This window comes from Litoreibacter sp. (assembly GCF_058136045.1).
The window spans coordinates 115535-139464 of record NZ_JBYVDD010000007.1 but is presented as its reverse complement, the minus strand read 5'-3'; the positions used below and the strand labels follow the sequence as shown (position 1 = coordinate 139464).

General features: G+C 56.4%; 23 protein-coding genes, 1 tRNA gene and 1 pseudogene. 8 read left to right on the top strand and 17 right to left on the bottom strand.

The genetic code is table 11. The annotated features are described in order from the left end of the window. Nucleotides 1–52: 52 nt before the first annotated feature. Genes AC3Y7R_RS11395 through AC3Y7R_RS11385 form a run of 3 tightly spaced genes read left to right on the top strand, consistent with a single transcriptional unit; the run spans nt 53 to nt 3098 of the window. Nucleotides 53–718: a response regulator transcription factor gene (locus AC3Y7R_RS11395; RefSeq protein ID WP_490042169.1), complete on the top strand. Its 666-nt coding sequence runs from the start codon at nt 53–55 to the stop codon at nt 716–718. Beyond that, on the top strand, nt 715–2088 hold the full coding sequence (locus AC3Y7R_RS11390; RefSeq protein WP_490042168.1) for a sensor histidine kinase: 1374 nt from the start codon (nt 715–717) through the stop codon (nt 2086–2088). Before AC3Y7R_RS11395 ends, AC3Y7R_RS11390 begins: the two co-directional genes overlap by 4 nt. After that, nucleotides 2058–3098 (top strand): extracellular solute-binding protein, encoded by a 1041-nt coding sequence (locus AC3Y7R_RS11385; RefSeq protein WP_490042167.1) that lies wholly within the window; start codon nt 2058–2060, stop codon nt 3096–3098. Before AC3Y7R_RS11390 ends, AC3Y7R_RS11385 begins: the two co-directional genes overlap by 31 nt. A gap of 93 nt (nt 3099–3191) precedes the next feature. On the opposite strand, the pseudogene AC3Y7R_RS11380 reads toward AC3Y7R_RS11385, so the two are convergent. Together AC3Y7R_RS11380 and AC3Y7R_RS11375 are read right to left on the bottom strand one after the other, a co-directional pair. Continuing rightward, nucleotides 3192–3472 (bottom strand): annotated as a pseudogene (locus AC3Y7R_RS11380) (IS3 family transposase); the annotation flags it as partial. 398 nt (nt 3473–3870) lie between these two features. Continuing rightward, nucleotides 3871–3945, bottom strand: a tRNA-Gln gene (locus AC3Y7R_RS11375). A gap of 92 nt (nt 3946–4037) precedes the next feature. Between AC3Y7R_RS11375 and AC3Y7R_RS11370 the strand changes: the two genes are divergently transcribed. Further along, nucleotides 4038–5213, top strand: a complete 1176-nt coding sequence (locus AC3Y7R_RS11370; RefSeq protein WP_490042166.1) for a BaiN/RdsA family NAD(P)/FAD-dependent oxidoreductase — start codon at nt 4038–4040, stop codon at nt 5211–5213. 28 nt (nt 5214–5241) lie between these two features. Here AC3Y7R_RS11370 and kdsA read toward each other — a convergent pair whose 3' ends face one another. The 6 genes from kdsA to AC3Y7R_RS11340 form a co-directional block, all read right to left on the bottom strand. Next, on the bottom strand, nt 5242–6075 hold the full coding sequence (gene kdsA / locus AC3Y7R_RS11365) for a 3-deoxy-8-phosphooctulonate synthase (protein WP_490042165.1): 834 nt from the start codon (nt 6073–6075) through the stop codon (nt 5242–5244). A 5-nt stretch (nt 6076–6080) separates the two neighbouring features. Further along, a complete protein-coding gene (locus AC3Y7R_RS11360) occupies nt 6081–7796 on the bottom strand; it encodes a KpsE/RkpR family capsule polysaccharide export protein (RefSeq protein WP_490042164.1) in 1716 nt (571 codons plus the stop codon). After that, nucleotides 7774–8433, bottom strand: a complete 660-nt coding sequence (locus tag AC3Y7R_RS11355; protein WP_490042163.1) for an ABC transporter ATP-binding protein — start codon at nt 8431–8433, stop codon at nt 7774–7776. The genes AC3Y7R_RS11360 and AC3Y7R_RS11355 overlap by 23 nt, the downstream gene beginning before the upstream one ends. A gap of 202 nt (nt 8434–8635) precedes the next feature. After that, nucleotides 8636–9934, bottom strand: coding sequence for a Na+/H+ antiporter NhaA (locus tag AC3Y7R_RS11350; RefSeq protein WP_490042162.1), 1299 nt, complete (start codon nt 9932–9934; stop codon nt 8636–8638). A gap of 64 nt (nt 9935–9998) precedes the next feature. Beyond that, nucleotides 9999–11021: a permease gene (locus AC3Y7R_RS11345; protein ID WP_490042161.1), complete on the bottom strand. Its 1023-nt coding sequence runs from the start codon at nt 11019–11021 to the stop codon at nt 9999–10001. Continuing rightward, nucleotides 11014–11349: an ArsR/SmtB family transcription factor gene (locus AC3Y7R_RS11340; protein ID WP_490042160.1), complete on the bottom strand. Its 336-nt coding sequence runs from the start codon at nt 11347–11349 to the stop codon at nt 11014–11016. Before AC3Y7R_RS11340 ends, AC3Y7R_RS11345 begins: the two co-directional genes overlap by 8 nt. Before the next feature lie 63 nt (nt 11350–11412). Between AC3Y7R_RS11340 and AC3Y7R_RS11335 the strand changes: the two genes are divergently transcribed. Continuing rightward, a complete protein-coding gene (locus AC3Y7R_RS11335) occupies nt 11413–12009 on the top strand; it encodes a uracil-DNA glycosylase family protein (protein WP_490042159.1) in 597 nt (198 codons plus the stop codon). Then, nucleotides 12006–12806 (top strand): SseB family protein, encoded by an 801-nt coding sequence (locus AC3Y7R_RS11330; RefSeq protein WP_490042158.1) that lies wholly within the window; start codon nt 12006–12008, stop codon nt 12804–12806. Before AC3Y7R_RS11335 ends, AC3Y7R_RS11330 begins: the two co-directional genes overlap by 4 nt. Before the next feature lie 3 nt (nt 12807–12809). Here AC3Y7R_RS11330 and AC3Y7R_RS11325 read toward each other — a convergent pair whose 3' ends face one another. The 6 genes from AC3Y7R_RS11325 to AC3Y7R_RS11300 are packed head-to-tail and all read right to left on the bottom strand — an operon-like array spanning nt 12810 to nt 19370. Next, nucleotides 12810–13742, bottom strand: a complete 933-nt coding sequence (locus AC3Y7R_RS11325) for a 2-hydroxyacid dehydrogenase (protein WP_490042157.1) — start codon at nt 13740–13742, stop codon at nt 12810–12812. 5 nt (nt 13743–13747) lie between these two features. Beyond that, complete coding sequence (gene rodA / locus AC3Y7R_RS11320) at nt 13748–14887, bottom strand: rod shape-determining protein RodA (protein ID WP_490042156.1); 1140 nt, start codon at nt 14885–14887, stop codon at nt 13748–13750. Continuing rightward, entirely contained in the window at nt 14884–16827 is a 1944-nt protein-coding gene (gene mrdA, locus AC3Y7R_RS11315; protein WP_490042155.1) for a penicillin-binding protein 2, read from the bottom strand. The genes rodA and mrdA overlap by 4 nt, the downstream gene beginning before the upstream one ends. Beyond that, nucleotides 16824–17363, bottom strand: coding sequence for a hypothetical protein (locus AC3Y7R_RS11310; RefSeq protein ID WP_490042154.1), 540 nt, complete (start codon nt 17361–17363; stop codon nt 16824–16826). Before AC3Y7R_RS11310 ends, mrdA begins: the two co-directional genes overlap by 4 nt. Continuing rightward, nucleotides 17356–18270: a rod shape-determining protein MreC gene (gene mreC / locus AC3Y7R_RS11305; RefSeq protein ID WP_490042153.1), complete on the bottom strand. Its 915-nt coding sequence runs from the start codon at nt 18268–18270 to the stop codon at nt 17356–17358. The genes AC3Y7R_RS11310 and mreC overlap by 8 nt, the downstream gene beginning before the upstream one ends. A gap of 47 nt (nt 18271–18317) precedes the next feature. Beyond that, nucleotides 18318–19370 carry a rod shape-determining protein gene (locus tag AC3Y7R_RS11300; RefSeq protein WP_490042152.1) on the bottom strand — a complete coding sequence of 351 codons (1053 nt, stop codon included), beginning with the start codon at nt 19368–19370 and terminating at the stop codon, nt 18318–18320. Nucleotides 19371–19524: 154 nt separating this feature from the next. Between AC3Y7R_RS11300 and AC3Y7R_RS11295 the strand changes: the two genes are divergently transcribed. Continuing rightward, nucleotides 19525–20301, top strand: a complete 777-nt coding sequence (locus AC3Y7R_RS11295; RefSeq protein ID WP_490042151.1) for a 23S rRNA (adenine(2030)-N(6))-methyltransferase RlmJ — start codon at nt 19525–19527, stop codon at nt 20299–20301. A 73-nt stretch (nt 20302–20374) separates the two neighbouring features. Here AC3Y7R_RS11295 and AC3Y7R_RS11290 read toward each other — a convergent pair whose 3' ends face one another. Both AC3Y7R_RS11290 and AC3Y7R_RS11285 read right to left on the bottom strand, forming a co-directional pair. After that, a complete protein-coding gene (locus tag AC3Y7R_RS11290; protein ID WP_490042150.1) occupies nt 20375–21937 on the bottom strand; it encodes a 2-isopropylmalate synthase in 1563 nt (520 codons plus the stop codon). Between the two features lie 12 nt (nt 21938–21949). Next, on the bottom strand, nt 21950–22303 hold the full coding sequence (locus AC3Y7R_RS11285; RefSeq protein WP_490042149.1) for a cupin domain-containing protein: 354 nt from the start codon (nt 22301–22303) through the stop codon (nt 21950–21952). Nucleotides 22304–22757: 454 nt separating this feature from the next. On the opposite strand from AC3Y7R_RS11285, the gene AC3Y7R_RS11280 reads away from it, so the two are divergent. Beyond that, on the top strand, nt 22758–22949 hold the full coding sequence (locus AC3Y7R_RS11280) for a hypothetical protein (RefSeq protein ID WP_490042148.1): 192 nt from the start codon (nt 22758–22760) through the stop codon (nt 22947–22949). Nucleotides 22950–23026: 77 nt separating this feature from the next. On the opposite strand, the gene AC3Y7R_RS11275 is transcribed toward AC3Y7R_RS11280, so the two are convergent. Beyond that, nucleotides 23027–23896, bottom strand: a complete 870-nt coding sequence (locus tag AC3Y7R_RS11275; RefSeq protein WP_490042147.1) for a LysR family transcriptional regulator — start codon at nt 23894–23896, stop codon at nt 23027–23029. Between the last annotated feature and the right edge of the window lie 34 nt (nt 23897–23930).

Sequence of the window (23930 nt, the reverse complement as noted above, 5' to 3'; positions counted from 1 at the left end):
AACGCCCAAACCTGACACCAACCTGTCACGCCCCCAAAAAAGGCCCGCGCCCATGCGCTACTTGCTGATTGAAGATAATCTAAAACTTGCTGGTGCCATCGTGGAGCGGTTGCAACTGGACGGCCACGCTGTGGATCATGCCGACCGGCTGGACGCTGCAAGTGCCTGCATGGATGTGGCTGATTACGACTTGATATTGCTTGATATTATGCTCCCCGATGGGGACGGTCGCGAGTTCTTGCAAAGCCAACGTCGGGCCGAAAAACGCACACCTGTTATTGTCATCACCGCCCGCTCGGCGGTGTCAGATCGCATCTCTTTGCTGGATTTGGGGGCCGATGATTATATTACCAAACCTTTCGATTTTGCCGAGCTTGAGGCCCGTTGCCGCGCTGTTTTGCGCCGCCAAGGTGGGGCTGCTGACAATCAAAAGACCTTTGAGGGCACCACTTTGAACCTCACCACCGGAGAATTACAGCACGGCGACGTGACAACCGTGCTGCGCAACCGGGAATTACGTTTGCTAGAGGTATTCTTTGCTGCCCCCGGTCAGGTTTTCTCAAAATCTCACCTCATGGATCGGCTGTTTTCCTTCTCTGACGAGGCCTCGGAGAATGCTATTGAGGTCTATGTCGCCCGGCTGCGCAAGCGGCTTGAAGGCTCTGGCGCGCGCATTGAGACGGTGCGCGGCCTTGGCTACCGCATGATGGCCGCATGAGGCCCGCCAGCAGCATTCGCAAGCGGCTGTTTTTCCAACTGGCCGCCGTTGCCGCCGTGCTGTCACTGGCGTTCGTTTTGGTCGTCCGCGGTGTGGCCTCGCAAGCCGCCGAAGGCACGCAAGATGACATTTTGGCCGCCTCTGCTACGGCCATTGCGGACAGTCTGCGCTCAGAGCACGGCGCGGTCACTTTGGAGTTGCCCTACTCCGCCCTATCCATGCTTGGCACCATCAATGACGACCGGGTTTTCTACCGCGTGGCGATCAAGGGAAAGACCCTCACAGGCTACGCCGACCTGCCGATATCCAACATGCCCACCCGCACCGACACACCAAGTTTTACCACCGAGATCTATCGTGGGGACGAGGTGCGCGTCGCCTCGGTCCTGCGCCATATTGCCAACAATGATCGCGGTTCTCAGGTCGTTGTCACCGTCGCGCAAACCCGTCTGGGGTTGGTCGCAATTTCGCAACGCATCACCTCCACGGCCACGGGCGTCGGGCTGTTGTTTTTCCTGCTGGCCACAACGCTAAGCCTGCTTGCTGCTAACTCTGCGCTGCGCCCGATCAGCCGCCTGACTGGCGCAGTCACCCGTCGCGGCCCGTCTGATTTGCGCCCGGTGACCGCCGAAGCCCCTGCCGAGCTGACCCCTTTGGTAGATGCACTGAACTCGTTCATGGAGCGGCTACGAACATCGCTATCGCGCACTGAGGATTTGATCACCGAAGCCGCGCACCGGGTGCGCACACCGCTGGCTACAGTGCGCGCGCAGGCCGAAGTCACCCACCGCAAACTAAACAGACCAGAACATAAACAAGCTATCCGCGATATGATCCGCGCGATTGATGAAAGCTCGCGCTCGGCGGGGCAAATTCTCGATCACGCCATGGTCACTTTCCGCGCCGACAGTCTGATCCGGGATCCGCTTGATCTGGCCGCGCTGATTGCGGAAACCTGTGACCGGCTTGCTCCGACCGCCGAGCTAAAAGACATCGCACTTATCCGCGCCCTACCAGAAGGCACAGTGCCGTTCCAAGGCGACGGTATTATGCTGCAAGCTGCCCTGCATAATATCCTCGACAACGCGATAAAATATTCCCCCGAGGACAGCGACATAACCGTGCGGATCGACACGAATGCAGCCTTGCATCTGTCAATTACCGATCAGGGGCGCGGCTTTGGCGACATGGATCTGGAGACCCTGACGTCACGCTATTCGCGTGGGTCTAATGTTGAAGATGTCGTTGGCTCCGGTTTGGGGCTGACCATCGCCGACGAGGTCGCGCGCGCCCATGGCGGCCACCTGGAATTGTCCCATAGCAGTGAAGGAGCCGGCGCATGCGTCTCGTTAATATTGCCCTACGGTTGATGGTGGCCTGCCTGCTGTGGGGCCATGGCGCGCTGGCTTTCGAAGTCGAGGACCGCCGCCTTTACCAAGCCACACCCGAGCGCTCGGTGCTGCGTGTCATCTCCACCGCAGACCGCGCGGTGTTTGAGCCGATCATCATGGCCTTTCAAGACGCCAACCCCGGCATCTCGGTCGATTACACTATCACCGGCACCTCCGATTTGATGCAGGCTATTTACACCGAGGGAGCCGTGTTCGACCTTGCCATTTCTTCGGCCATGGACTTGCAAACTAAGCTGGCCAATGACGGGTTCGCGCAAAGCTATGCCCCCGCCAATGCCGCCTCCCTGCCCGACTGGGCAATTTGGCGCAATCAACTATTTGCCTTCACCCAAGAGCCCGCTGTCATGGTGGTCTCGGATCGGTTCTTTCCCTCCGGCAAAGCCCCACAGAACCGCGATGCTCTAATCACTTTGCTACGCGAGAACCCCGAGCGGTTTCGCGGAAAGATCGGCACCTATGATGTGCGGCGGTCCGGATTCGGCTACCTCATGGCCACTCAGGACAGCCGCTCCTCCGAGACCTTCTGGCGCCTGATGGAGGTCATGGGGCGCCTCGACGCCCAATTATACTGCTGCTCAGGTGATATGATTGCGGATGTGGCTTCGGGAAAATTAGCATTAGCCTACAACGTGTTGGGCAGCTACGCCGCCTCGAAACTTGCCACCACACAGGGGTTCCACATTGTCGAGATGACCGACTTTGTAAATGTGATGCTGCGCACGGTTTTGATCCCTTCTGCGGCTGAAAACACCGCCGACGCACAAACCATGGTCGATTTCTTGACCGCTCTGCGCACTCATCCGAAACTGGCGGCAGCATCGGGATTACCCCCCGTCGACGCCGCCGCCTTGCAAGATAATCCATCTTTGCGGCCAATTCGGTTTGGCCCCGGGTTGCTGGTGTTTCTCGATAAAATTAAACGGCACACCTTCTTGCGCAGTTGGGAAAGTTCAATTCTTCAAGAGTGAAGCACATTCAATGGGTTGCACCACATTATTCCCATAAAACGACCTCACCTAGGATAATAAGGGAACACTTGGAGAGCCGTGTTATCGCAAAGTTGGTGCCCGGAAGGCTATGGCCGCCTTCAACGCACGGATCGCAAGGTCACGTTTCATGCGGTTGCGCGTTCTGATGACCAGTATGCCGTTCTGGCACATCAAGCGGCCCACGCGACGTTGACCAATATCTAGGCCGATCTCTTTCAATTCCTCAGCCATGGCGGCCTACCATAGCTGCCACGGCTAAGACGCGACTGTTCCTTGATGTGCGCCAGTGTGACCTTATCAGATCGTTGTCGTGTCGCATGACATTCATTGGGGCACCGGAGGGCTCGGGCTGCTTTTGCGAGCGACTAACTCCAACACAAATGATTTTTGTGATGCTGGTGCATTTATTGAACGGGGATCGAAGTCTGGAGTCGGGATCAAATTGGGTTAGAAGCAATCCGACAGTGAATGCATAAACACCACCGCACTGAATTTGCTTGATCTCGCACATTCCGGTTCTGTCTAGCGGCCTAGTCAGATGAGTTGAGTTCCCGTCAGTCGTAGCAAAATTTCTGCAAACATATGGATCGTCAGTGAGCTTTCACTTCGCCTATGCTAGGTCATTTATCAGAAACTAGCGAACAGGCACCCTATGCCACTCGAAAGGCCAAAAACCGAAACAAGTTCGCGAAGTCGCCCTCTTACCTGACATAAGTTGGGTTTCACGCTGGGCGGCACATGTCGAAGAGGTTGGCTGGGATGGTAGGATTCGAACCTACGATCTACTGTACCAAAAACAGGTGCCCTACCGCTAGGCCACATCCCAATACCGAGTGCTGATCTAATGCGACCTGATCCATGCTGCAACCCTAAAATCACGTCTTGTTTGTAAATTTGGACGGGTTTAAGCCCATCCTTATGGATGCTCAGATCATAATTATCGGCGCAGGCGCTGCGGGCATGATGTGTGCAATCGAATCCGCGCGGCGCGGGCGCTCGGTTTTAGTTCTCGATCACGCGAAAGCGGCTGGCGAGAAAATCCGCATTTCTGGTGGCGGGCGCTGCAATTTTACCAACCTTGATATTCAGCCGGATCGGTTTTTGTCGCAAAATCAGCGCTTCGCCTTGTCTGCCCTCAAGCGTTATACCCAGTGGGACTTCATTGGCATGGTCGATGCGGCTGGAATTCCTTGGCATGAGAAAACCCTAGGCCAGCTTTTTTGCGACCGGTCCGCGAAGGATATTATTGCAATGCTGCTGGGGCATATGTCGGACGCTGGCGTTAAGATGAAGCTAGGGCTGTCAGTTCATGAGGTGAGTAAACGTGGCGACCAGTTTCGGGTTGCGACCTCGGATGGGCTCTTGCACTGCGAGAGTCTTGTGATCGCATGTGGCGGCAAATCCATACCCAAAATGGGGGCAACAGGGTTCGGGTATCATGTTGCAGAGCAGTTTGGCCTACCGCTGGTTGAAACGCGCCCCGCATTGGTCCCGCTGACCTTTGCCGAACAAGAATTGGCGCGAACGAAACCTCTAGCTGGCACCTCTGTGCAAGCGCGAGTCAGTTGTGGCAAAGCCAGCTTTGATGAGGGGTTGCTGTTCACCCACCGCGGGCTGTCAGGACCATCGGTGCTACAGATTTCATCCTACTGGCGTGAGGGTGACACGTTGGAGGTCAATCTGGCTGCGACGCAAGATGTGAATGCCGCATTGAAGGCCCTTCGGGCCGATGTTGGCCGGATTTCTATCAAAAATGCACTGGCGCGGATCATACCGGAAAAGCTGGCAGCCTTGATCGTGGCCGAGACCGCTATGAAGGGGACCTTAGCAGATCAAAACAACGCTGCATTGCAAGTCTTAGCTGATAGGGTCCACCACTGGCAGATTAAACCTGTGGGGTCAGAAGGCTACCGCACCGCTGAAGTCACGTTGGGCGGCGTCGACACGGATGCGTTGGATGCCAAAACCATGCAGGCGTGCCAAACGCCTGGCCTGTATTTCATCGGTGAGGTTGTTGATGTGACCGGCTGGCTTGGTGGCTACAACTTTCAGTGGGCGTGGTCATCTGGATGGGCTGCGGGGCAGGTTTGTTAAGCTTGCGCCTTAAGGTCCATAATGAAGACTAGACCCGACAAGGGTCATTTTTAGCCAAAACATCAAATGCCATTAAGCTTTGGATCAGCGCTGGCATTTGGTGCAACGGGATCATGTTCGGGCCGTCAGAAGGGGCCGTATCAGGGTCCTCATGGGTCTCAATAAACACCCCTGCAATGCCAAGTGAAACGGCTGCGCGCGCCATAACGGGGGCAAATTCACGCTGCCCGCCTGTTGAGCCACCCTGCCCACCGGGTTGTTGCACTGAATGGGTCGCATCCATAATCACCGGATAGCCAGTTTTTGCCATAGTCGGCAACGAACGAAAATCAGCAACCAGCGCGTTATACCCAAAGGAGGCCCCGCGCTCGGTCAGGAGTATGTTTTCATTGCCCGTGCTTTCCACTTTGGAGATTACATTGGGCATATCCCAAGGTGCCAAAAACTGACCCTTTTTGATATTAACCACCGCACCAGTTTTACCCGCGGCAATCAAAAGATCAGTTTGGCGACACAAAAAGGCGGGGATTTGCATGACATCGACGGCCTCGGACACCGCTTGGCACTGTTCGGGCGCATGCACATCAGTAAGCGTAGGGCAGCCAATTTGCGCACGCACCTCGGACATAACGCGCAGGCCTTCTTCAATGCCCAAGCCGCGTTTTCCGCCCAGAGAGGTGCGGTTGGCCTTGTCATAACTGGCTTTAAACACATAGCCCGCACCCGCCTCAGTACAGGCTTTTGCCATAGCCTCGGCGATCATCAAAGCATGATCGAGACTTTCAAGCTGGCAAGGGCCGGCAATCAAGGTCAGGGGCAAATCATTGCTGCACTCAAGGGCGCCGATACGGATGGTTTTCATGGGTTTTATACCTGTTCGCGAAGGATTGAAGCAGTCAGAGAGACCATCAAATATATGCCTGCAAAGATCAAGAACGCCAAAAGAGTATTCTCAAAAGAGCGTGGATACGTGGGCTCATCTGGGGCCACAGGGCTAACGCCTACCGACAGATAACGCACCTGACGAGTGGCCTCAAGGCGGGCGGTCTCGAATTGCGCCTCAGCAGCGGCAAGGAATTCCTGACGCATAGCGAGATCACCACGCGCGACCAAAAGTTCACCCGAGATGCGCGCCAAAGATCCTGTGTTGGCATTGCTCTTAGTTAGTAGTGCACGGTATTCAGCAATCAGCTTTTGCAGCTCTGTAATCTTGTTTTTTGCCGCATTTACTTTGGCCTTATTCGGACGCGGGTTAGCAAGAAATTGCTGCAGCGAAATCCGCTCCGTTAGCAGCTGGCTTTCAAGCTGCGTAATTTGACCAAAAATTGCCTGCACTTCACTTTCAGGACTGAGAACACCGAGGCGTTCTTGAAGCTCCACAATGCGATTTTGAGCTGCGCGCATTTTGGTTTCGGCATCTTTACGGCTTTGCTGCGCACCCGACATCTGATCTCCGCGCAACCGCGACGTCAACTGATCGACACGTTCTTCGGCATATCCAATCAACTGGCGAGAGAACCGCTCAGATGTAGCAGGGGAAGCCGCACTGACTTCCAGCTTGATGACACCCTCGGTCGGATCATAGCCAATTTTTACGTAATTTTGGAACAACGAGTACGCGGCTTCATTTGAACTATCTGCCTCAATCCGTTGAAGTGCATCAACATCTGGATCTGAAAAATGGGCCTTGAAGCCCGCGTCTTCGTCAAGACGAATCATCGCCTCGCGCGATTGCAAGTAACCCTGCACAGTGATGCTATCTTGCGATGTCGCAAGCCCGGTGCCGGAAAACAGCCCACCCAATGACCCGGCTGATGAAGCCTCGGACGTTTGAATGACGAACTCGGATTTGGTGGCGTACATTGGCGTGGCTACCGCATAGTAATAGTATCCCGCCACAAAGGTTGGCAGTAAAACGAACACCATCATCCGAATTGCAAGCAACGTCGCACGGCGGCGGCGGCGCTTGGCAATGTCGCGCTGGATAGCCATGATTTCAGTAGCACGGTTGTCCTCGGTGACCACTTCCGTGGACGGCAGCGAAGGCTGGACAGCAACCGTCGACGGGAGTTGCGTCTTAACAGGCGCGCCACTATCCACCATATCCGCGCCGCCCTTTTCGGGCACAACCAGCTCCAGCATATTGGAGCGCTTGAATGGGTCTATCCCCTTTTCGCGCAGCAAACGCACAGCATCATAATCTGACACCGGAGCAAGGCCCTGCTTTTGCGCCACCCGCCGTGCCATACGCAACTGACGGCCAGTTAGGCCCTCGCGGCGAATACCATCAATAACTTCGGCAGGGCTTTGTGGCTTGCTCGCTGCCGCGGCTTCTGGCTGCGCTGCATTCGGCGCCCCGTCGCCCTCTTGCACAAAGGATTGCTCCCCAAACCCATCATCAGCAGGCGTTCCAAACATCATTTGCTCTGGCTGCAAAATCCCGGAAATTGCCGCCTTAACCCCATCGGGTTCCGCAGCTTTTGCGGTTGCCGCAGGCGGAGCAGAAGCCGCAGGGCGCTCAGCAGGCGTCGCGCTTTCGCTGCGCCGTATGCGATACTTTTTAGCTTTGGGTTTCGTAGTCATACAGATGCTTCGCTTCTTCTAAAGTATCGAACATCACGAACTTGCCCTTGCTCAGGACAGCCGCGGAGCGACAGAATTTTTCCAGCGTTTCCGCCTGATGGGACACCACAATCACCGTGGCCTTTTTTAATCGGTCTTTCAGGATGGAGCCCGCCTTGCGGTTAAACTCGACATCTGTCGTCGCAGGCATCCCCTCGTCGATGAGGTAGATGTCAAATTCCAACGCCAACATAAGCGCGAAGGTGAACCGCGCCTTCATGCCTTGGGAATACGTCCCCACCGGCATGTCGAAGTATTCCTCCAGCCCGCACAGGTAGCGGCAGAACGCCTCGATATAGTCGGGGTCCAGCGAGTAGAGCCGCGCAATGTAGCGGCAATTTTCACGGGCCGTGTGCTTAGGCACCACGCCGCCCATGAAGCCCAGCGGGAAAGAGATACGCGAGGTCCGCACGATCTCGCCCTCATCCGGCTTCTCTAGACCTGCCATCATGTTAATAATTGTTGTCTTGCCCGCCCCATTAGGCGCGAGGATGCCAATGGAATTGCCCAACTCCACGCGAAACGAGGCGCGATCAAGGATCACCTTGCGCTGCGTGCCAGTCCAAAAGGACTTACTGACGTCTCTGAACTCAATCATCGCGGGGATTTCCCCTTGCCTCGGTTAGCCCGCATATTGGCTGCGGGTCGTTGGATACATTCTAGGCACCCTTTAAGGCCGCATTATGTCGGACAGGCACCCCACATATCAACGCTATTTCGGTAAATAAGCCATGAATCAGGCAAGACAGCGCAGTTTATTGCGCTGTCTTGCGAAACAATCACAGTTTCAAAGGGTGAAATCAGCCGTTTTGTTTCTCAACACGACACAATTTACCAACAACGATCGAAATACCCGCCGCCGCAAAGGAGAACAACGCGCCCATCTTGGCCGCGTCTTGCACAGGCCCCGCGTCAAACGCGACGGATGCCACAAACAGTGAGACAGTAAACCCAATTGCAGCCACACACCCGATGACCACCAAGTCAACGATCCGCATACCCTGCGGCAACCCTAACCCCAAGGGGCGGGCTGCGATCCAGCCAAAGATAAGAATACCCAAAGGTTTGCCGATTATCAGCCCGGCCAAAACCAGCCAGGTCGCAGAGCCAATAGAGTTGAACTCCACCCCGGCATTTAGCAACCCGAAGAAGAACAACACGATCTCAACCGGGTGTTTCAGCGCATGTTCAAACTGATTGAGAAGGTCGGTGAGATACTGCTCGGCCTCGGAGAAGAAGCCAAAGGCGCGATCCGCATGTGGAATTGTCGGCACAATCGGCAGCAAACCTAACGCAGGATGCAACCCGCTTTCCGCAAAGCCATACCAGCTCAGGCAAGCCGCAATCAGGTAAGGTACAAAGTGCAGTTTCTTGCGCACGAAGCTTGATACCGGGCGGTTTTGTTTGCCCTGATCAAGTTTGCGCGGCAGCCAGTTGGCTAGGAAATAAACCCCAATCGCAGCAGCAGCAGAGAGCAGCAACCACTCTGGCGCCAATTCGCTTGAGGGGTAGAAAATGGCCAAAATCACCAAGCCAGCCGCATCATCTGCGATGGCCAGCAACAACAAGAAACGCACTGCCGGGTGGCCAGCGCCGAACACCATGCGGCCTACAAGATAGCTAAACGCAATGTCCGTTGCGGTTGGGATAGCCCAGCCGTTGGCCACTGCATTATAGGTCTCGGACCCCATGAAATAGGCCAAGCCAAGGTAGACAGCAATCGGGCCAAACATGCCGCCCGCCGTTGCGAACAAGGGCGTTGCCGCCTTTTTGCCGCGCAGGGAGCCGTTCTTCAAGATCACCGCTTCCCAGACTTCCTTGGCCGCAATCGCGAAGAAGAACGCCATCAGCAAATCATTGACGAGGTAGTGCAGGCTCAGCACTTTGGTGACGTCACCGACCTCATATTTTTCATAGCCATGGCCATAGGACTGCGCCCAATGGGAGTAATCCAGCCCGATCAGGTCGTTGAACCACAAAGGGTGCTCAACAAAGTGGTGATACCCATGCGGGTCGGTGTTCGCCCAGAACAGCGCGATAATCGCGCCAATTATTAGCAGAAGCGAGTAGTTAGTGACGAAATTCCAGACGCGATACATACCGGTTCCCTGATCTTGATCTTTCCGTTGGGAGTAAAGGATTCCACGCCGGGGGGCAATCAAATCACGCGATCAGGTTCCAAATTAGGCCCGCCGAGACGCTGCCAATGAAGGCGAAGCCAAGATAGGCCACAAATATCCGTGGCTTGACCAGTGCCCAAACCGCAATCGCCGCCGGAATACAACTGACGCCGCCCGCCAGCATGAACGACATCGCCGCCCCGTTGCTCATCCCTTGCGTGAGCAGGGCATCAACCAAAGGCACCGCCGCATAGCCATTCAGGTAGGCAGGTCCGCCGACCAAAGCCCCTAGCACCACAGGCCCGACGCCCGTGCCGCCCAGAACCGATGCCACCAACTCGGCGGGCACATAGGCCTTCATCAAGCTCTCTAGTAGGTAGGCAAGAAACAGCCACTTGGCGAGGAATAGCGCATTTTCCCAGACGGCCGACCTGAACGCCTCAATGCGAGCGGGATCACTCCAAAACGTCCACACCGGCTTGCCTTTAAATGGTGAGCCGCACCCGCACCCCCCGGCAGCCGCCTCACGCAACGGGTTGGCGAACATTGCCGTGCGCGCCATGACCATGACGCTAAATCCCCCGAACAATCCCAGCCCGATGGCAGCAACAGTTTTTGCAACGGCAAAGTCAAAGCCCAACGTGCCCGAGGTGATGAGAAACATCGCGGGGTCCATCAACGGGGAAGCCAGCCAGAACGCCATGACCGCCGACAGAGGCGTACCAGCGGCCAGCAAGGCGGCAATGAAGGGAATAACCTCGCACGAGCAAAACGGGGCAATACCGCCCAGCGCGGCGGCAAGGAATATCATGCGCGTCTCGCGGCCTTTGAATGCCTCGGCCACCACGGCCTCCGCCCCCGTTGCGCGCAAGTAGCCGATCGCAAGCACCGCGAAGCCAATAAAAATAGCCGTATGCCCGAACGAGGTGAAGGTCTCTGCAAGGGTCGGGCCGAACTGGCTTGGGTCCAAGATACCCACAAGAGCCAGCACCGCGAGCGAGAACAGCCAGACTTTGGACAGCCTGGCCCAAATAGTCGGATTAACAGGTTGCGAAAGATCAGCCATGCTCATGGCCCCCTTCAAGGTCCGCGCAGCATTCTGCCAGCAAGAAATCATTGAGCCGCTTGAAGGTGGCGTAATCGGCCATGGCACAAATGGTCGATCGCCCTTGGCGCGTTTGCTGGATCAACCCCGCCTGCGCCAGAATTTTCAAATGATGCGTCAGGTTCGCCCCGCTCAGACAGGTGGCGGTCCCAAGCGCGCCGATGCTCATGCCTTGCTCCCCCGCGCGCGTTAAAGTGCGCAGCAAAGACAGGCGTTGCTCGGAGCCAAGGGCGGCATAGGCGCTAGCGGCTTCCACAAGGGACAGGGCGGGATCAGTAAATGCTTTCATAGTTCTATATTTATAGAAACATAAAACAATAGCAATCTCTTTCTACGCAGCTATGATTGCGCCATGCCGATCACCACCCTTCAACGCGACATTGCCGCCTGCTCAATTTGCACCGACCAATTTGCTAAAACCCGCACCGCCCATGCGCCCCGCCCGACCATCTGGTTCGAGCCACCCGCCCGTATTCTCATTGCCGGCCAAGCCCCCGGCGCCCGTGTGCACGAAAGTGGCAAGCCATTTACCGATCCTTCCGGCGACCGGCTACGTGACTGGATGGGCATAGGCAAAGCAGCGTTCTACGACCGCGCGACCATCGCAATTCTGCCCATGGCTTTTTGCTTTCCGGGGTATAACGCCACAGGCTCGGACCTTCCTCCGCCCTCCATTTGCGCGAAGACATGGCACGATCAGGTTCTCGCCTTGCTGCCCAACATTCGCCTGACTTTACTTGTCGGTGGCTATGCCCAAAAACACCACCTCGGCCCGAAAACCGGTAGCGTCACCCAAACCGTCGAGCACTGGCGCGACTATGCGTCCTCCATTATTCCCTTGCCGCACCCGTCATGGCGCAATACCGGATGGATCAAACAAAACCCGTGGTTTCAGGCCGAGCTGCTGCCCGTCTTGAAAACTCGCGTGAGGGAGGTACTCGCCCAATGACAACCCCGCTGGATCAGGCCCACGCCGCAATGGAAGCCTCCCCGGACGATGACGCGCTGCGCCTGCGGTTCTACGAGCGCATGGGCGACATAGAGTTGTTCTTGTTGCTGGAAGGTGAGCCGAAAGGTGACCAAATCACACCTCAAGAGTTCGAAGTCGAGGGCACCTCATATATTCTGGCGTTTGACCGTGAAGACCGCCTATCCGAGTTTGCACAAGGCCCCGACGCATACGTGGCCCCTTACGTGGCACTGTCCGGGCGTACATTGGCACAGATGGTGGCAGGCCAAAGCCTTGGCCTTGGGTTGAACCTCGGGGTTGCTCCATCCTCCATCTTGATCCCCCCCTCGGCCATGGATTGGTTGCATGAAACCCTGTCCCACACGCCAGACGAGACCAGCGACACACCGACACAGATTGCATCCCCCAAAGGTCTGCCCGACAGCCTTATAGCCGCCATCGACACGAAACTAGCCACCGCAGCAGGTCTTGCCCAATGCGCCTATCTAGCCAGCGTGACCTATGCCAGCGGGCAGCGTTCGCACATATTGGCGTTTATCGGCGCAGACCCCGCCGCCGAGAGCGCACTGGCCCAAGCCGCGAATGAAGCCTTGGTTTTTTCTAACATCGAAGCGGGTGCATTAGATGTGGCCTTCTTTGACGCCGCCCACCCGATTGTTGGTGCATTAAACGCCCACGCGCTGCGCTTCGACCTGCCGCAGCCGATTCAACCCGTTGAACTAACAGAGCGCCCTGCGCCGGGCAGCGACCCGGCCAAGCCGCCAAAACTGCTATAAAATCTAGTATCCGGCAGCACGGTCAACAACATGAATGAACGGCTGCCCCGCCTCACCATTTACGATGTTCTGGGCAATCACCTGCGAGGCTGTTACCGCCTTGGTCTCGGCCGCGATATGTGGTGTCACAGTCACCTTGGGATGCGTCCAAAACGGGTGCTCTTGCGGCAGCGGCTCCACCCGGAACACATCCAAAGTGGCATGCCCCAACTGCCCGCTATCCAATGCTGCCAACAAGGCGTCATCATCAATCAACGGGCCGCGTCCCGGGTTCACAATGGCCGCCCCGCGCGCCAACAACGCCATACGCTCGGCGTTCAAAACATTCTCGGTCGCGGCTGTATCTGGCAACAACAGAACGACCATATCCGCGTCACGCAGGGCCTCGGATATCCCAGCATCGCCATGGTGGCAAATCACGTTCGGGATGTCCTTAGAGCTGCGCGCCCAGCCATGCACCTTGAAGTTCAGCGCCGCCATAGCTTGCGCACACGCCGCCCCCAACGCCCCCAGCCCCAGCACACAAACCTTACGGTCACGCGCCAAGGGGGCAGTCTGCTCTGGGCGCCAAATGCCATCTTGGTGGTGAATGAAATAGTCCATTCCTAAATGCTGGCGCAACACATGGCCCGTGACCCATTCGACCATGCTCTCCGTCAACCCGTGGTCCACCATCCGGCACAACGGCACCTTAAGCGTTGGATTATCAACCATAGTTTCGACACCGGCCCAAAGGCTCAGAACCGCCTTGAGGCGGGTAAAGGGGATGAAATCAGTCACTGGCCCGTTGGGGGCATAGACAATGTAGTCGACATCCTCAGGCGGAAAATCAGTACTGAGGGCACCGTCAATCCCAGCCTCCGACAATGCAGCCTTCAAGGGCCTCTCATATTCCGCCCAACGCGTAGGCTTGGCGGAGAATAGCACGTTCACCATGAAAATTACCTCGGTCTGTGGACATGCGCGCTTTGCATCAGTCCAAATGCCAGCATCAAAACAATCATCGCGGAGCCGCCGTAGCTAACCATAGGCAACGGCACCCCGACCACAGGGGCCAGCCCCATGACCATGGACATGTTCACCGCGAAGAACAAAAAGAAGGTCAACCCGACACCCAAGATCAACAAAGAAGAAAACCGGTCTTTGTTGCCCAGCGCCGAGGTCACACAAAAGACCAGCACAAGAATATAGAGGCCGAGCAGAGATATGCCGCCAATAAAGCCAAATTCTTCTGCCAAGGTCGTGAAGATAAAGTCAGTGTGTTTCTCGGGCAGGAAATTCAAGCGAGACTGGGTGCCTTGCATATAGCCCCTGCCCGTCCAGCCGCCCGACCCCAGTGCAATCTTGGATTGGGTGATGTGATAGCCCGCCCCCAAAGGGTCGGACGCCGGGTCAATAAACGTATCAATCCGGCGGTATTGGTAGTCCTTGAGCAACTGCCAACCGGTGCCGCGGCTCTCGAACACCGCCGCGACCAGCCCACCTGCGGCCCCGATCACCGCCGCGAAATAGGCCCAGTGGACGCCCGCCAGAAACATGACCCCGCCGCCACCGAAAATCAGCAAAAGCGCCGTGCCTAAATCCGGCTGGCGCAGTGTCAGAAGGACCGGCACCGCGATAATCAGAACCGGAGCCAAGACCCAAAGCGGGCGCGACGTCTTTTTAATATCAAGCCAGTCGTAATAGGTCGCCAGAAACATAATCAGCGTTATCTTGGTCAACTCGGAAGGTTGCAGGCGCATAAACCCTAGGTCAATCCAACGCTGCGCGCCCATGCCAACTGTGCCAAAGAACTCAACACCCAGCAAAAGCAGCACCGAAACCGCATAGGCAACCCCGGCGATGTTGCGCAAGAACCAGACCGGAATCATGGCCACACTAAGCATCAAGACAAGCCCCACACCAAAGCGTTTCATCTGCGGTTCAGCCCACGGCAACATCGAGCCGCCAGCGACCGAATAAAGCATCAAAAAGCCGATACTCGCGATAGCTGTCAGCAAGATCACCACTGGCCAATTCACATGCAACAATTTGGACAAGCCCGACGGCACCGATTTGACGTTATATTCGAGATAACTCATGTCTTAGGCTCCGGGGGCTTCGGCTCTGACAAGTCCCAGATTTGCAATTTGTTAAGTGATGAGCGGATGCGCCCACGCTGAGAACTGGGATAGGCCGACAGTGGAGGCATACCACCAGACTGCGCTGCCAAAATAATATCACGCGCAATAGGTGCCGCCGCAACCGAGCCACCCCCTCCATGCTCGACCACCACCGCCACCGCATACTTCGGGTTATCATAGGGCGCGAAACCAACATAGAGCGCGTGGTCACGGCGCTCCCACGGCAAGTCAGAATTTCGGGTCACACCACGCGCACGCTCCGCCTTGGAGATATTGCGCACCTGACTGGTTCCGGTCTTGCCTGCCATCCGCATGGATTTATCGACAATGCGCGTCCCAGCCCCGGTGCCGCCGCCCTCATTTGCGACCGCGAACATGCCACCACGTACCTGTCGCATGATCTCGTCACTCAGCCCCAACGGCTCACCCGTACCGGACGGCGTTTCAACCCCGTCAATGGTTTTCACCAGCCTCGGCTCCACCGCACGCCCCGTCGCGATACGCGCAGTCATCACGGCCAATTGCAACGGCGAGGCCAGCACGAAGCCCTGCCCGATCGCTGCATTCAAGCTGTCGCCGATCACCCAGTCTTTATCGCGATTTTTCTTTTTCCACGCTTTGGTCGGCATCAATCCACTTGCCACCGCAGACATCGGAACCGCATGTCGCTGCCCCAGCCCTAAACGACGTGCCATCGCCGATATTCTCTTAATTCCGACCCGCTGGGCCAACTCATAATAGTAGACGTCACACGACTGTTTGAGCGAATTGCGCAAGTTCATCCGCCCATGCCCGCCGCGCTTCCAGCAGTGGAATCTCCGGCTTGCTAGCTCGGTATACCCTTTGCATGTGATCGTATCGTCCGGCGTTATCTCCCCGGCCTCCAACGCCGCCAATGCGGTCACCATTTTAAAGGTAGAGCCGGGAGGATAGGTGCCTTGGACCGCCTTATTAGCCAGTGGGCGGTATTCATTTTCGGTCAACCCAGCATAGTCTTTCACCGAAATTCCACGCACGAACAGGTTCGGATCAAACGCAGGTGCCGAGCCTATCGACACCAAATCACCGGTCTCCACGTCTATAACAACGGCCGCCGCACTTTCACCCGCAAGCCGTGCCTGCACGAAGTTTTGCAACCGCGTGTCGATAGTCAGCTGAATATTGGCACCCTTCTGGCTCTCGTCACGGCCCAACTCGCGCATGACACGGCCAATGGCGTTCACCTCGACGCGCTTGTTGCCTGCCTTACCACGCAACTTACGCTCTAGCTTATTCTCTGCCCCGGTTTTGCCAATCTGAAACTTCGGAATTTGCAACAACGGGTCTTTGTCGTCGATCCGGCTAAGGTCATAATCGCTCACCGGCCCGACATAGCCCACAATATGCGCATAATCCGCGCCCCTTGGGTAGGTACGGCTCAACCCGACCTCTGGCGTAATCCCCGGCAATGCCGGCGCGTTCACGGCCACTTGCGATAGGTCTTCCCATGACAGGCGGTCCGCAATGGTTACTGGCACCAACCGCGAGCGTTTACGAAGCTGCTCACGCGCGCGCTCCATGTCCTCTTCACTCATTGGGATAAGCTGGGCTAAATCACGCAACACTTGGTCTGGGTCATCAACCTCATCGCGCACCATGGTGATGCGGTAGTTTTGCTCATTACCGGCCAGCAACAAGCCGTTGCGGTCAAACATTTGCCCGCGCGCCGGTGGCAGCAGCCGGATATTGATCCGGTTCTCTTCCGCCAACAGGCGGAACTGGTCCGCTTGGTCAACCTGAAGGTGGCGCATCCGCGCGCCCAGCACCACCGCCATCGCAGTCATGCCACCGCCCAAAATCAGGCCGCGCCGCCCAATAACCGTAGCGCTTTCCTCAGTATCCTTGGGTGAGCGCCTCATCCGATCACCCCCGTGCTGTCCAGCTCGCTGGCCCTTGCTCGCCTGACGCGCAGCACAAAATGTGCCAGCGCGACAACAAAAGGATAAGCAACCGCTGTCGTCAAAATATGCAGGAAAGTAACGCCAATACCCGGGTGCGAAATCGCAAAAACAAGATGGAAAAGCCCGTTCACCACAGTCGCGGCGGCAAAAGCACCCGTCACAAAGGCGACCTCCAATGGCACAGGAAGCTCGTTGGTCGCATTGGTTTGCGCGCGCAAAAATTCGTAGGCCACCAATGAGATTGCAGTCCACAATCCCAGCGGGCGCAAAAATAAGATATCAGATAGCAAGTGGATAAACACGATCAGCACGACCGGCGCCCATCGGGGGCGGCGCATCAAGAACGCAGCCGTCAGACAAAACACAAGGTCCGGCCCCGGCACGCTCTCCGGCACAGTGCTGAGCGGCAAAAGAGAGCCGAAAATCACCAAACTGCAGACCAGAAAAAACAGACATCTGTACCAGAAGCGGCGCCATGTTATCGGGTCAACCATCGTTGCCACCTGACGCTTCAGTCGCACTACCAGCCCCGCCGGACACCTCATCCGCAGAAATAAGCGCCCCTGTGGTGTTTATTTGCCCCGAGTGAGGCGTGCGCAACACTCGTAAAAATTCCAGCCGCCCGTAATCTGCCGAGAGCTTAACACGTAAGCGCCGATCCGGTCCCTTCACAATCTGGCCAATCAGGATGTCGCTCGGGAACACCTTGCCATCGCCCGAGGTCACCACCCTGTCACCGGGGCGCACATCCTCAATATTCTCCACGATATCAATCGGCGGCGCGAGGGTGTTATCGCCCACAAGCAGCGCCTTTTGCCCCGATGGCTGAATGCTAACCGGCACTCGGCTATTGGTGTCCGTCAACAAGATCACCCGCGATGTCTTGTCGCCAACCCCCGCGATACGGCCAACCAAACCTAGCCCATCCATCGTCGCCCAGCCATCGCGAACACCATCCCGCGCGCCAACATTCAACAAGACAGACCGCCGGAACGGAGAGCCATTATCCGTCAGCACCACCCCCGTCACATATGTCAGCTGCGCATTCAGCCGCACCTTATTGAGGTCCAACAGTCGGGCGTTTTCTTGCTCCAGTTGAATAGCGGCTTCACGCCATGACTTCATGCTTTGCAACTCACGGCGCAGCTCTTGGTTTTGCTCATAAATGCGGGCGTAACTCTGAAAATCATCAACCATCCGGCTCACCCGCGTGACCGGAACAAGCGCCCAGTCAAAGGATGGCACGATTTTATCGACCATGGCGGAGCGAAACCGCTCCACCCGAGGGTTATCAATACGCCACAGCCCGAAAATGGCCAGTAAAACCACGACCAAAACCCCGATCAGAACGCGTCTGACGGGGCGGCCATATTCTTCTTGTCCGCGTCGGTCTATCGCCATGAGTTTATCCGAGCTGCGCAGGCACCATCACGGCACCGATGATAGGCTTAACTATCGTAATCAATGACGTGGCGCAGTTGTTTTTCATATTCAAGCGCCTTACCAGTGCCAAGCGCCACACAATTCAAGCTTTCATCCGCCACGGAAATGGCCAAACCTGTCTGCTCACGCAGTGCCAGATCCAACTCGCCCAACAGCGCGCCGCCACCAGTTAGCATCACGCCACGATCCACAATATCCGCTGCCAAATCAGGTGGCGTCGCTTCCAGTGCCGTCATCACCGCTTCGCAGATTTGTTGCACTGGCTCGGCCAAGGCTTCCGCCACCTGTGCTTGGTTGATCTCGGTTTCTTTCGGCACGCCGTTCAACAAATCACGCCCGCGAATTTGCATCGACGACCCACGCCCATCATCAGGCATCCGCGCGGTCCCGATAGAGGTTTTAATCCGCTCGGCCGTGCTTTCACCGACCAAAATGTTTTGATGACGGCGCAAATATGAAATCAACGCCTCATCCATGCGATCCCCGCCCACACGCACCGAGCGCGCATAAACGATGTCACCCAAACTCATCACGGCAACTTCCGTAGTCCCGCCGCCAATATCAACGACCATGGAACCCGTTGGATCAGTAATCGGCATACCCGCCCCAATCGCGGCCGCAATCGGCTCGGCAATTAGGCCAGCTTTACGTGCACCAGCCCCCAACACGGATTGGCGAATGGCACGTTTCTCCACGGGTGTCGCGCCATGCGGCACACAGACAATAATCTTCGGCTTAGTAAACGTAGAGCGGCGATGCACCTTACGAATAAAGTGCTTAATCATTTCTTCAGCCGTATCAAAATCAGCAATCACACCCTCACGCATAGGGCGAATTGCCTCAATCGAGCCGGGCGTACGCCCCAGCATCAACTTGGCGTCCTCACCAACAGCCAACACTTCACGGCGCCCGCCTTTGGTGTGGTAGGCCACCACAGAAGGCTCGTTCAACACGATGCCCTTACCTTTGATATACACAAGCGTGTTCGCTGTCCCAAGGTCGATAGCCATGTCAGATGAAAATAGACCTGAAAATAGACCCGAAAAAATGCCAGCCATGCGTATTGTGTCCTGCTCAGTCATAAGGCCCCACCGACTCAGCGGCCTGCGGGGAAGATCACCGACTTATAGGGAAGCCGCGCGCTGGTTGAAAGGCGTCTGCATCAACATATCAGCACTATTCCGCCCCCTCTCAACCCGTTAGAAGCACGCTATGCTGTCTTACCAACATATTTTCCACGCCGGAAACCCCGCCGATGTCCATAAACACGCGCTGCTATGCGCGATGCTGGCCTATATGACGCGTAAAGACAAACCGCTCAGCTATCTAGAATCGCATGCTGGGCGCGCGCTCTATGATCTGTCCAGCACCGAGGCGCTCAAAACCGGGGAGGCCGTGGCTGGCATCTCCCGATTGATTGAAGGTTTCGCATCTGATCACCCCTACCTATTAGCGCTCACAAAGCTGCGCGAGCAACACGGCGACACCGCCTACGCAGGCTCGCCCCTGTTGGCCGCCCTATTGTTGCGCCCAAATGACAAGCTGCATCTGGCCGAGTTGCACCCGCAGGAATACACAGCCCTGCGCGATACAATGCGGCCCTATAATGCCAAATGCCACAAACAAGACGGCTTCGAGATGGCCCACGCCATTTGCCCGCCAGAACCGCGCCGTGGCGTACTGCTCATTGACCCCAGCTACGAGATCAAAACAGACTACGACACAATCCCCGGTCACATCACCAAACTGCACCGCAAATGGAACGTCGGCGTCATCGCGCTTTGGTATCCGATTTTGGTGTCAAAAGCACATATCCCGATGATCAACGCCCTCAAAACACAAAACTTACCCGGGGTTCTTCACCATGAAGTCACTTTCCCACCGGCGCGCGAGGGCCACGGCATGACGGGGTCCGGCATGTTTATCGTGAACGCGCCTTATGGGCTGGATGCCGAGGCGAAATCGCTCACAACACTGTTCAAACACTAACAAACTATAGGCTCACGCCCGCCACGCACTCCAAAATGGAGCGCGCCGCAGGCGCTCAATGAGGTCAGACCACTTAGCTGACGTCTTTGTAGGACACTTCCGCCTTATCGCCGCCCGAGCGTTCACGTCGCAACACAAGACGGTTCAGCGCTGAAATATAGGCCTTAGCCGAAGCTACAACCGTATCCGTATCCGCCGATTGGCCCGTAGCAATCTTGCCGTCTTCTTCCATCCGCACCGAGACAGTCGCTTGCGCATCCGTGCCTTCTGTCACCGCGGCAACTTGGTACAGCTGCAACCGTGCCTCATGAGAAAACAGCGCTTTGACCGCGTTGAATGCCGCGTCCACTGGCCCATCACCCGTGGCCTCAACCGAGCTTTCAACCCCATCAATCTCCAGCGTCATCTCAGCAGTTTGCGGCCCCTCGGTGCCACAGACAACGCGCAGGGAAACCAGTTTGATCGTCTCCACATCATCGCCCGCTGCAGCATCGCGCATCAGCGCAATCAGGTCATCATCATAGATTTCCTTCTTGCGGTCCGCCAACGCCTTGAAGCGCACGAACACATCCTTGAGTTGGTTGTCCCCCAGCTCAAACCCCAGATCGCACAGTTTGGCACGCAGCGCCGCACGGCCGGAATGCTTGCCCAGAACCAAATTCGTCTCGGTCAGCCCCACATCTTCGGGGCGCATGATCTCGAACGTCTCGGCATTTTTCAGCATGCCATCTTGGTGGATGCCACTTTCATGCGCGAAAGCATTTTTGCCAACAATCGCTTTGTTAAACTGCACCGCAAACCCTGATACAGCCGCAACCCGGCGCGAGATGTTTATCAACTTGGTGGTGTCTATGCCCGTTTGGAATGGCATGATGTCATTGCGCACTCTCAAAGCCATCACCACCTCTTCCAGTGCAGTATTGCCTGCACGTTCACCCAAGCCGTTGATCGTGCATTCAATCTGACGCGCGCCAGCCTCGACCGCGGCCAGCGAGTTCGCCGTCGCCATGCCCAAATCATTATGACAGTGGGTCGCAAAAATGATCTCGTCAGCGCCCGGCACACGTTCCAGCAACATCGCAATCAGCGCCGCACTTTCGCGTGGCGCAGTATATCCCACGGTGTCGGGAATGTTGATCGTGGTAGCACCAGCCTTGATGGCGATCTCGACGGTACGGCACAGATAATCCTCTTCCGTGCGCGTCGCATCCATCGGTGACCACTGCACATTGTCGCACAAATTGCGCGCATGAGTGACGGTCTCGTGGATCCTATCGGCCATCTCGTCCATATTGAGGTTCGGGATGGCGCGGTGCAGCGGCGAGGTGCCAATAAACGTGTGAATGCGCGGCTGCGCGGCATGTTTCACCGCCTCCCAGCAGCGATCAATATCGCGCAGATTGGCGCGGGCCAGCCCACAAATCACTGAGTTTTGTGACCGTTCCGAGATCGCCTTTACCGCCTCAAAATCGCCTTCCGAGGCAATCGGGAAACCCGCTTCAATGATATCAACACCCATCTCATCCAGAAGGCCCGCGATCTCCAGTTTCTCGGCATGGCTCATCGTGGCACCGGGCGATTGCTCGCCATCGCGCAAGGTGGTGTCGAAAATTACTACTTTATCTTGTTCACTCATGATCTCAGTCTCTCAAATTCGGGGTTTTGCGGCGGCGGTGGCACTATCGCCAGTGTTGGGCAGACCTTGGGGCTCAATTAGCAGCACTTTGGCCTCGGTAACAGCGCGGGGTCTATGCACAACGCCTTTAGGCACAACGCATAACTCGCCCGGCCCCATAACAACACTGTCGCCGCCCTCTATATCAAGGGTCACTTCGCCCTCGATCACCAAAAAGAAGTCGTCGCTGTCGTCATGTTTGTGAAACGGGAACTCACCCTGAAACTTCACCACCATAATGTCATTGCCATTATAGTCGGCCACTACCTGTGGATCCCAATGGGACGAAAACAGGCTTAGCTTTTCCTTAAGATTGACCTTTTGCATGGGGTCACTCCTTAGCTTTTGTTATTTTGGAAGATGTCCGGTGCTGGCACTACTGAGCGGCACGCACCGGGAAGGCACGCTCAGCGCAGGATAAGAAGTAGGATATCAGCTATGGTGCTCATGGGTGTGAGCATAGGGAGCGTGGCGGAAAAGAAAAGCAGCAATTTCAGGTGTGGGAAATGAATATAAAGATCCCCCCTACCTTCAGCGAATCTGGGCATTTCTTTGTTAACAAAGCGCAAAATATCAGGCGATTCGAGGTCAAATTGACGCTATCTAGTCAATTAAATGTCTATAACATACTGATTTATAACAATATAAATATATGAACTGAAGATGAACATCAGGTTCGCGCTTCATTCAACACCGATAGGCCATAACCAACAGCATGGAACAACGGGCAACGCGACACGATGTAAGCCCCAAACCCTGAAATGAAACAAAGGACAACGCCATGACCGGATCATTTACCGAGATTGCCCGCCGCCGCCGCATCATAGCCCTCCAAGGGATGCAGGCGAGGCGCGATGGCGTTGCCCCCAAAACCGTGACCCTCTGCACGGCCAAGACCACGCGTTTCCCTCCAATCGAGCGGGTACTCACAGCCCTCACAAATCAGGACCCTCTGCGCCTTATGGCGGCCTGAACCAGAATACGACCCCTCCACAGTAACACAAAAAGGCCGCCTCCTCTGGGCGGTCTTTTTCTATTGTAGCCCCCCCTTCAATCGTGACGCCCTTCAATCACCGGGCGCAAGACCTCAAATGCCTCGTAAAGATGATCCATCAGCGCCCGCACCCTCGGGTTTTTGCGCAAATCATCATGGGTCAAAATCCAGATTTGCATGTCCGGGATAGGGGCCACATCATCAAGCCGCCTTAAGCCGGGGTCCGTATCGCCAAAATAGCAGGGCAGCAGGCCGATCCCCTTTCCCATCTGGATCAACCGCGCGCTCGCGGCCATCGTATCTGCCCGCGCCACGACCCGCGCCGGGACCACCGGCTGGCGCGCAGGCTCGTAGCCAAATGATATCCAGCGATCCCTTTTGGGCCGAGACGCCAGATACTCCGGTGCGCCGTAGAGGGCCAGTGGGCTATCCGCAAGCTTCCTGCCAAACGCGCCCGCCGGCGGGGATCGGGTAATCCGAACCACAACATCCGCCTCGCGCCATGCAAGTTTGCTCAGGTTATCCGTCGCCAAAATGTCGAGATCTATCATCGGGTAGCGCGTCATGAACTGGTCAATCGGCTTATAAAGCAGCGCAAGATACAGGCTTTCGGACAAGGACAGCTTCACGCCCCCCGCCAACCCGCTATCGGCAGAAAACGCAACGCGGTCGATCTCGGCCACATTATTTTCCACCTGTTCAGCCAAGGGCAAAATCTGGCGCCCCAATTCCGTGAGGCACTGCCCTTCCTTGCGCCGCTCGAACACCGGGTTGGCCAGCGCCGCCTGTAGAGACTGCACATGGCGAGAGACTGTCGCGTGGGTTTTCCCGATTTTCTTGGCGGCCCCACGAACCGACCCCGCGCGCGCAACGGCTAGAAATATCCGCAAATCGTCCCAATTTAAGGTGGTCAATTTATTATCCATCATGTTCCATATTTGGATAATATTTAACCCAACC

What these genes read in the sequence shown, in the direction of transcription:
- kdsA (WP_490042165.1), bottom strand. Translation starts at nt 6,075, where the DNA reads ATGAAAACCATCCGTATCGGCGCCCTTGAGTGCAGCAATGATTTGCCC.
- AC3Y7R_RS11355 (WP_490042163.1), bottom strand. Translation starts at nt 8,433, where the DNA reads ATGATTGAGTTCAGAGACGTCAGTAAGTCCTTTTGGACTGGCACGCAG.
- AC3Y7R_RS11285 (WP_490042149.1), bottom strand. Translation starts at nt 22,303, where the DNA reads ATGCAAAAGGTCAATCTTAAGGAAAAGCTAAGCCTGTTTTCGTCCCAT.
- AC3Y7R_RS11350 (WP_490042162.1), bottom strand. Translation starts at nt 9,934, where the DNA reads ATGTATCGCGTCTGGAATTTCGTCACTAACTACTCGCTTCTGCTAATA.
- AC3Y7R_RS11275 (WP_490042147.1), bottom strand. Translation starts at nt 23,896, where the DNA reads ATGGATAATAAATTGACCACCTTAAATTGGGACGATTTGCGGATATTT.
- AC3Y7R_RS11360 (WP_490042164.1), bottom strand. Translation starts at nt 7,796, where the DNA reads ATGACTACGAAACCCAAAGCTAAAAAGTATCGCATACGGCGCAGCGAA.
- AC3Y7R_RS11290 (WP_490042150.1), bottom strand. Translation starts at nt 21,937, where the DNA reads ATGAGTGAACAAGATAAAGTAGTAATTTTCGACACCACCTTGCGCGAT.
- mrdA (WP_490042155.1), bottom strand. Translation starts at nt 16,827, where the DNA reads ATGAGGCGCTCACCCAAGGATACTGAGGAAAGCGCTACGGTTATTGGG.
- AC3Y7R_RS11390 (WP_490042168.1), top strand. Translation starts at nt 715, where the DNA reads ATGAGGCCCGCCAGCAGCATTCGCAAGCGGCTGTTTTTCCAACTGGCC.
- AC3Y7R_RS11280 (WP_490042148.1), top strand. Translation starts at nt 22,758, where the DNA reads ATGACCGGATCATTTACCGAGATTGCCCGCCGCCGCCGCATCATAGCC.
- AC3Y7R_RS11300 (WP_490042152.1), bottom strand. Translation starts at nt 19,370, where the DNA reads ATGGCTGGCATTTTTTCGGGTCTATTTTCAGGTCTATTTTCATCTGAC.
- AC3Y7R_RS11295 (WP_490042151.1), top strand. Translation starts at nt 19,525, where the DNA reads ATGCTGTCTTACCAACATATTTTCCACGCCGGAAACCCCGCCGATGTC.
- AC3Y7R_RS11340 (WP_490042160.1), bottom strand. Translation starts at nt 11,349, where the DNA reads ATGAAAGCATTTACTGATCCCGCCCTGTCCCTTGTGGAAGCCGCTAGC.
- rodA (WP_490042156.1), bottom strand. Translation starts at nt 14,887, where the DNA reads ATGAGTTATCTCGAATATAACGTCAAATCGGTGCCGTCGGGCTTGTCC.
- AC3Y7R_RS11310 (WP_490042154.1), bottom strand. Translation starts at nt 17,363, where the DNA reads ATGGTTGACCCGATAACATGGCGCCGCTTCTGGTACAGATGTCTGTTT.
- AC3Y7R_RS11370 (WP_490042166.1), top strand. Translation starts at nt 4,038, where the DNA reads ATGGATGCTCAGATCATAATTATCGGCGCAGGCGCTGCGGGCATGATG.
- AC3Y7R_RS11330 (WP_490042158.1), top strand. Translation starts at nt 12,006, where the DNA reads ATGACAACCCCGCTGGATCAGGCCCACGCCGCAATGGAAGCCTCCCCG.
- mreC (WP_490042153.1), bottom strand. Translation starts at nt 18,270, where the DNA reads ATGGCGATAGACCGACGCGGACAAGAAGAATATGGCCGCCCCGTCAGA.
- AC3Y7R_RS11345 (WP_490042161.1), bottom strand. Translation starts at nt 11,021, where the DNA reads ATGGCTGATCTTTCGCAACCTGTTAATCCGACTATTTGGGCCAGGCTG.
- AC3Y7R_RS11325 (WP_490042157.1), bottom strand. Translation starts at nt 13,742, where the DNA reads ATGGTGAACGTGCTATTCTCCGCCAAGCCTACGCGTTGGGCGGAATAT.
- AC3Y7R_RS11335 (WP_490042159.1), top strand. Translation starts at nt 11,413, where the DNA reads ATGCCGATCACCACCCTTCAACGCGACATTGCCGCCTGCTCAATTTGC.
- AC3Y7R_RS11395 (WP_490042169.1), top strand. Translation starts at nt 53, where the DNA reads ATGCGCTACTTGCTGATTGAAGATAATCTAAAACTTGCTGGTGCCATC.
- AC3Y7R_RS11385 (WP_490042167.1), top strand. Translation starts at nt 2,058, where the DNA reads ATGCGTCTCGTTAATATTGCCCTACGGTTGATGGTGGCCTGCCTGCTG.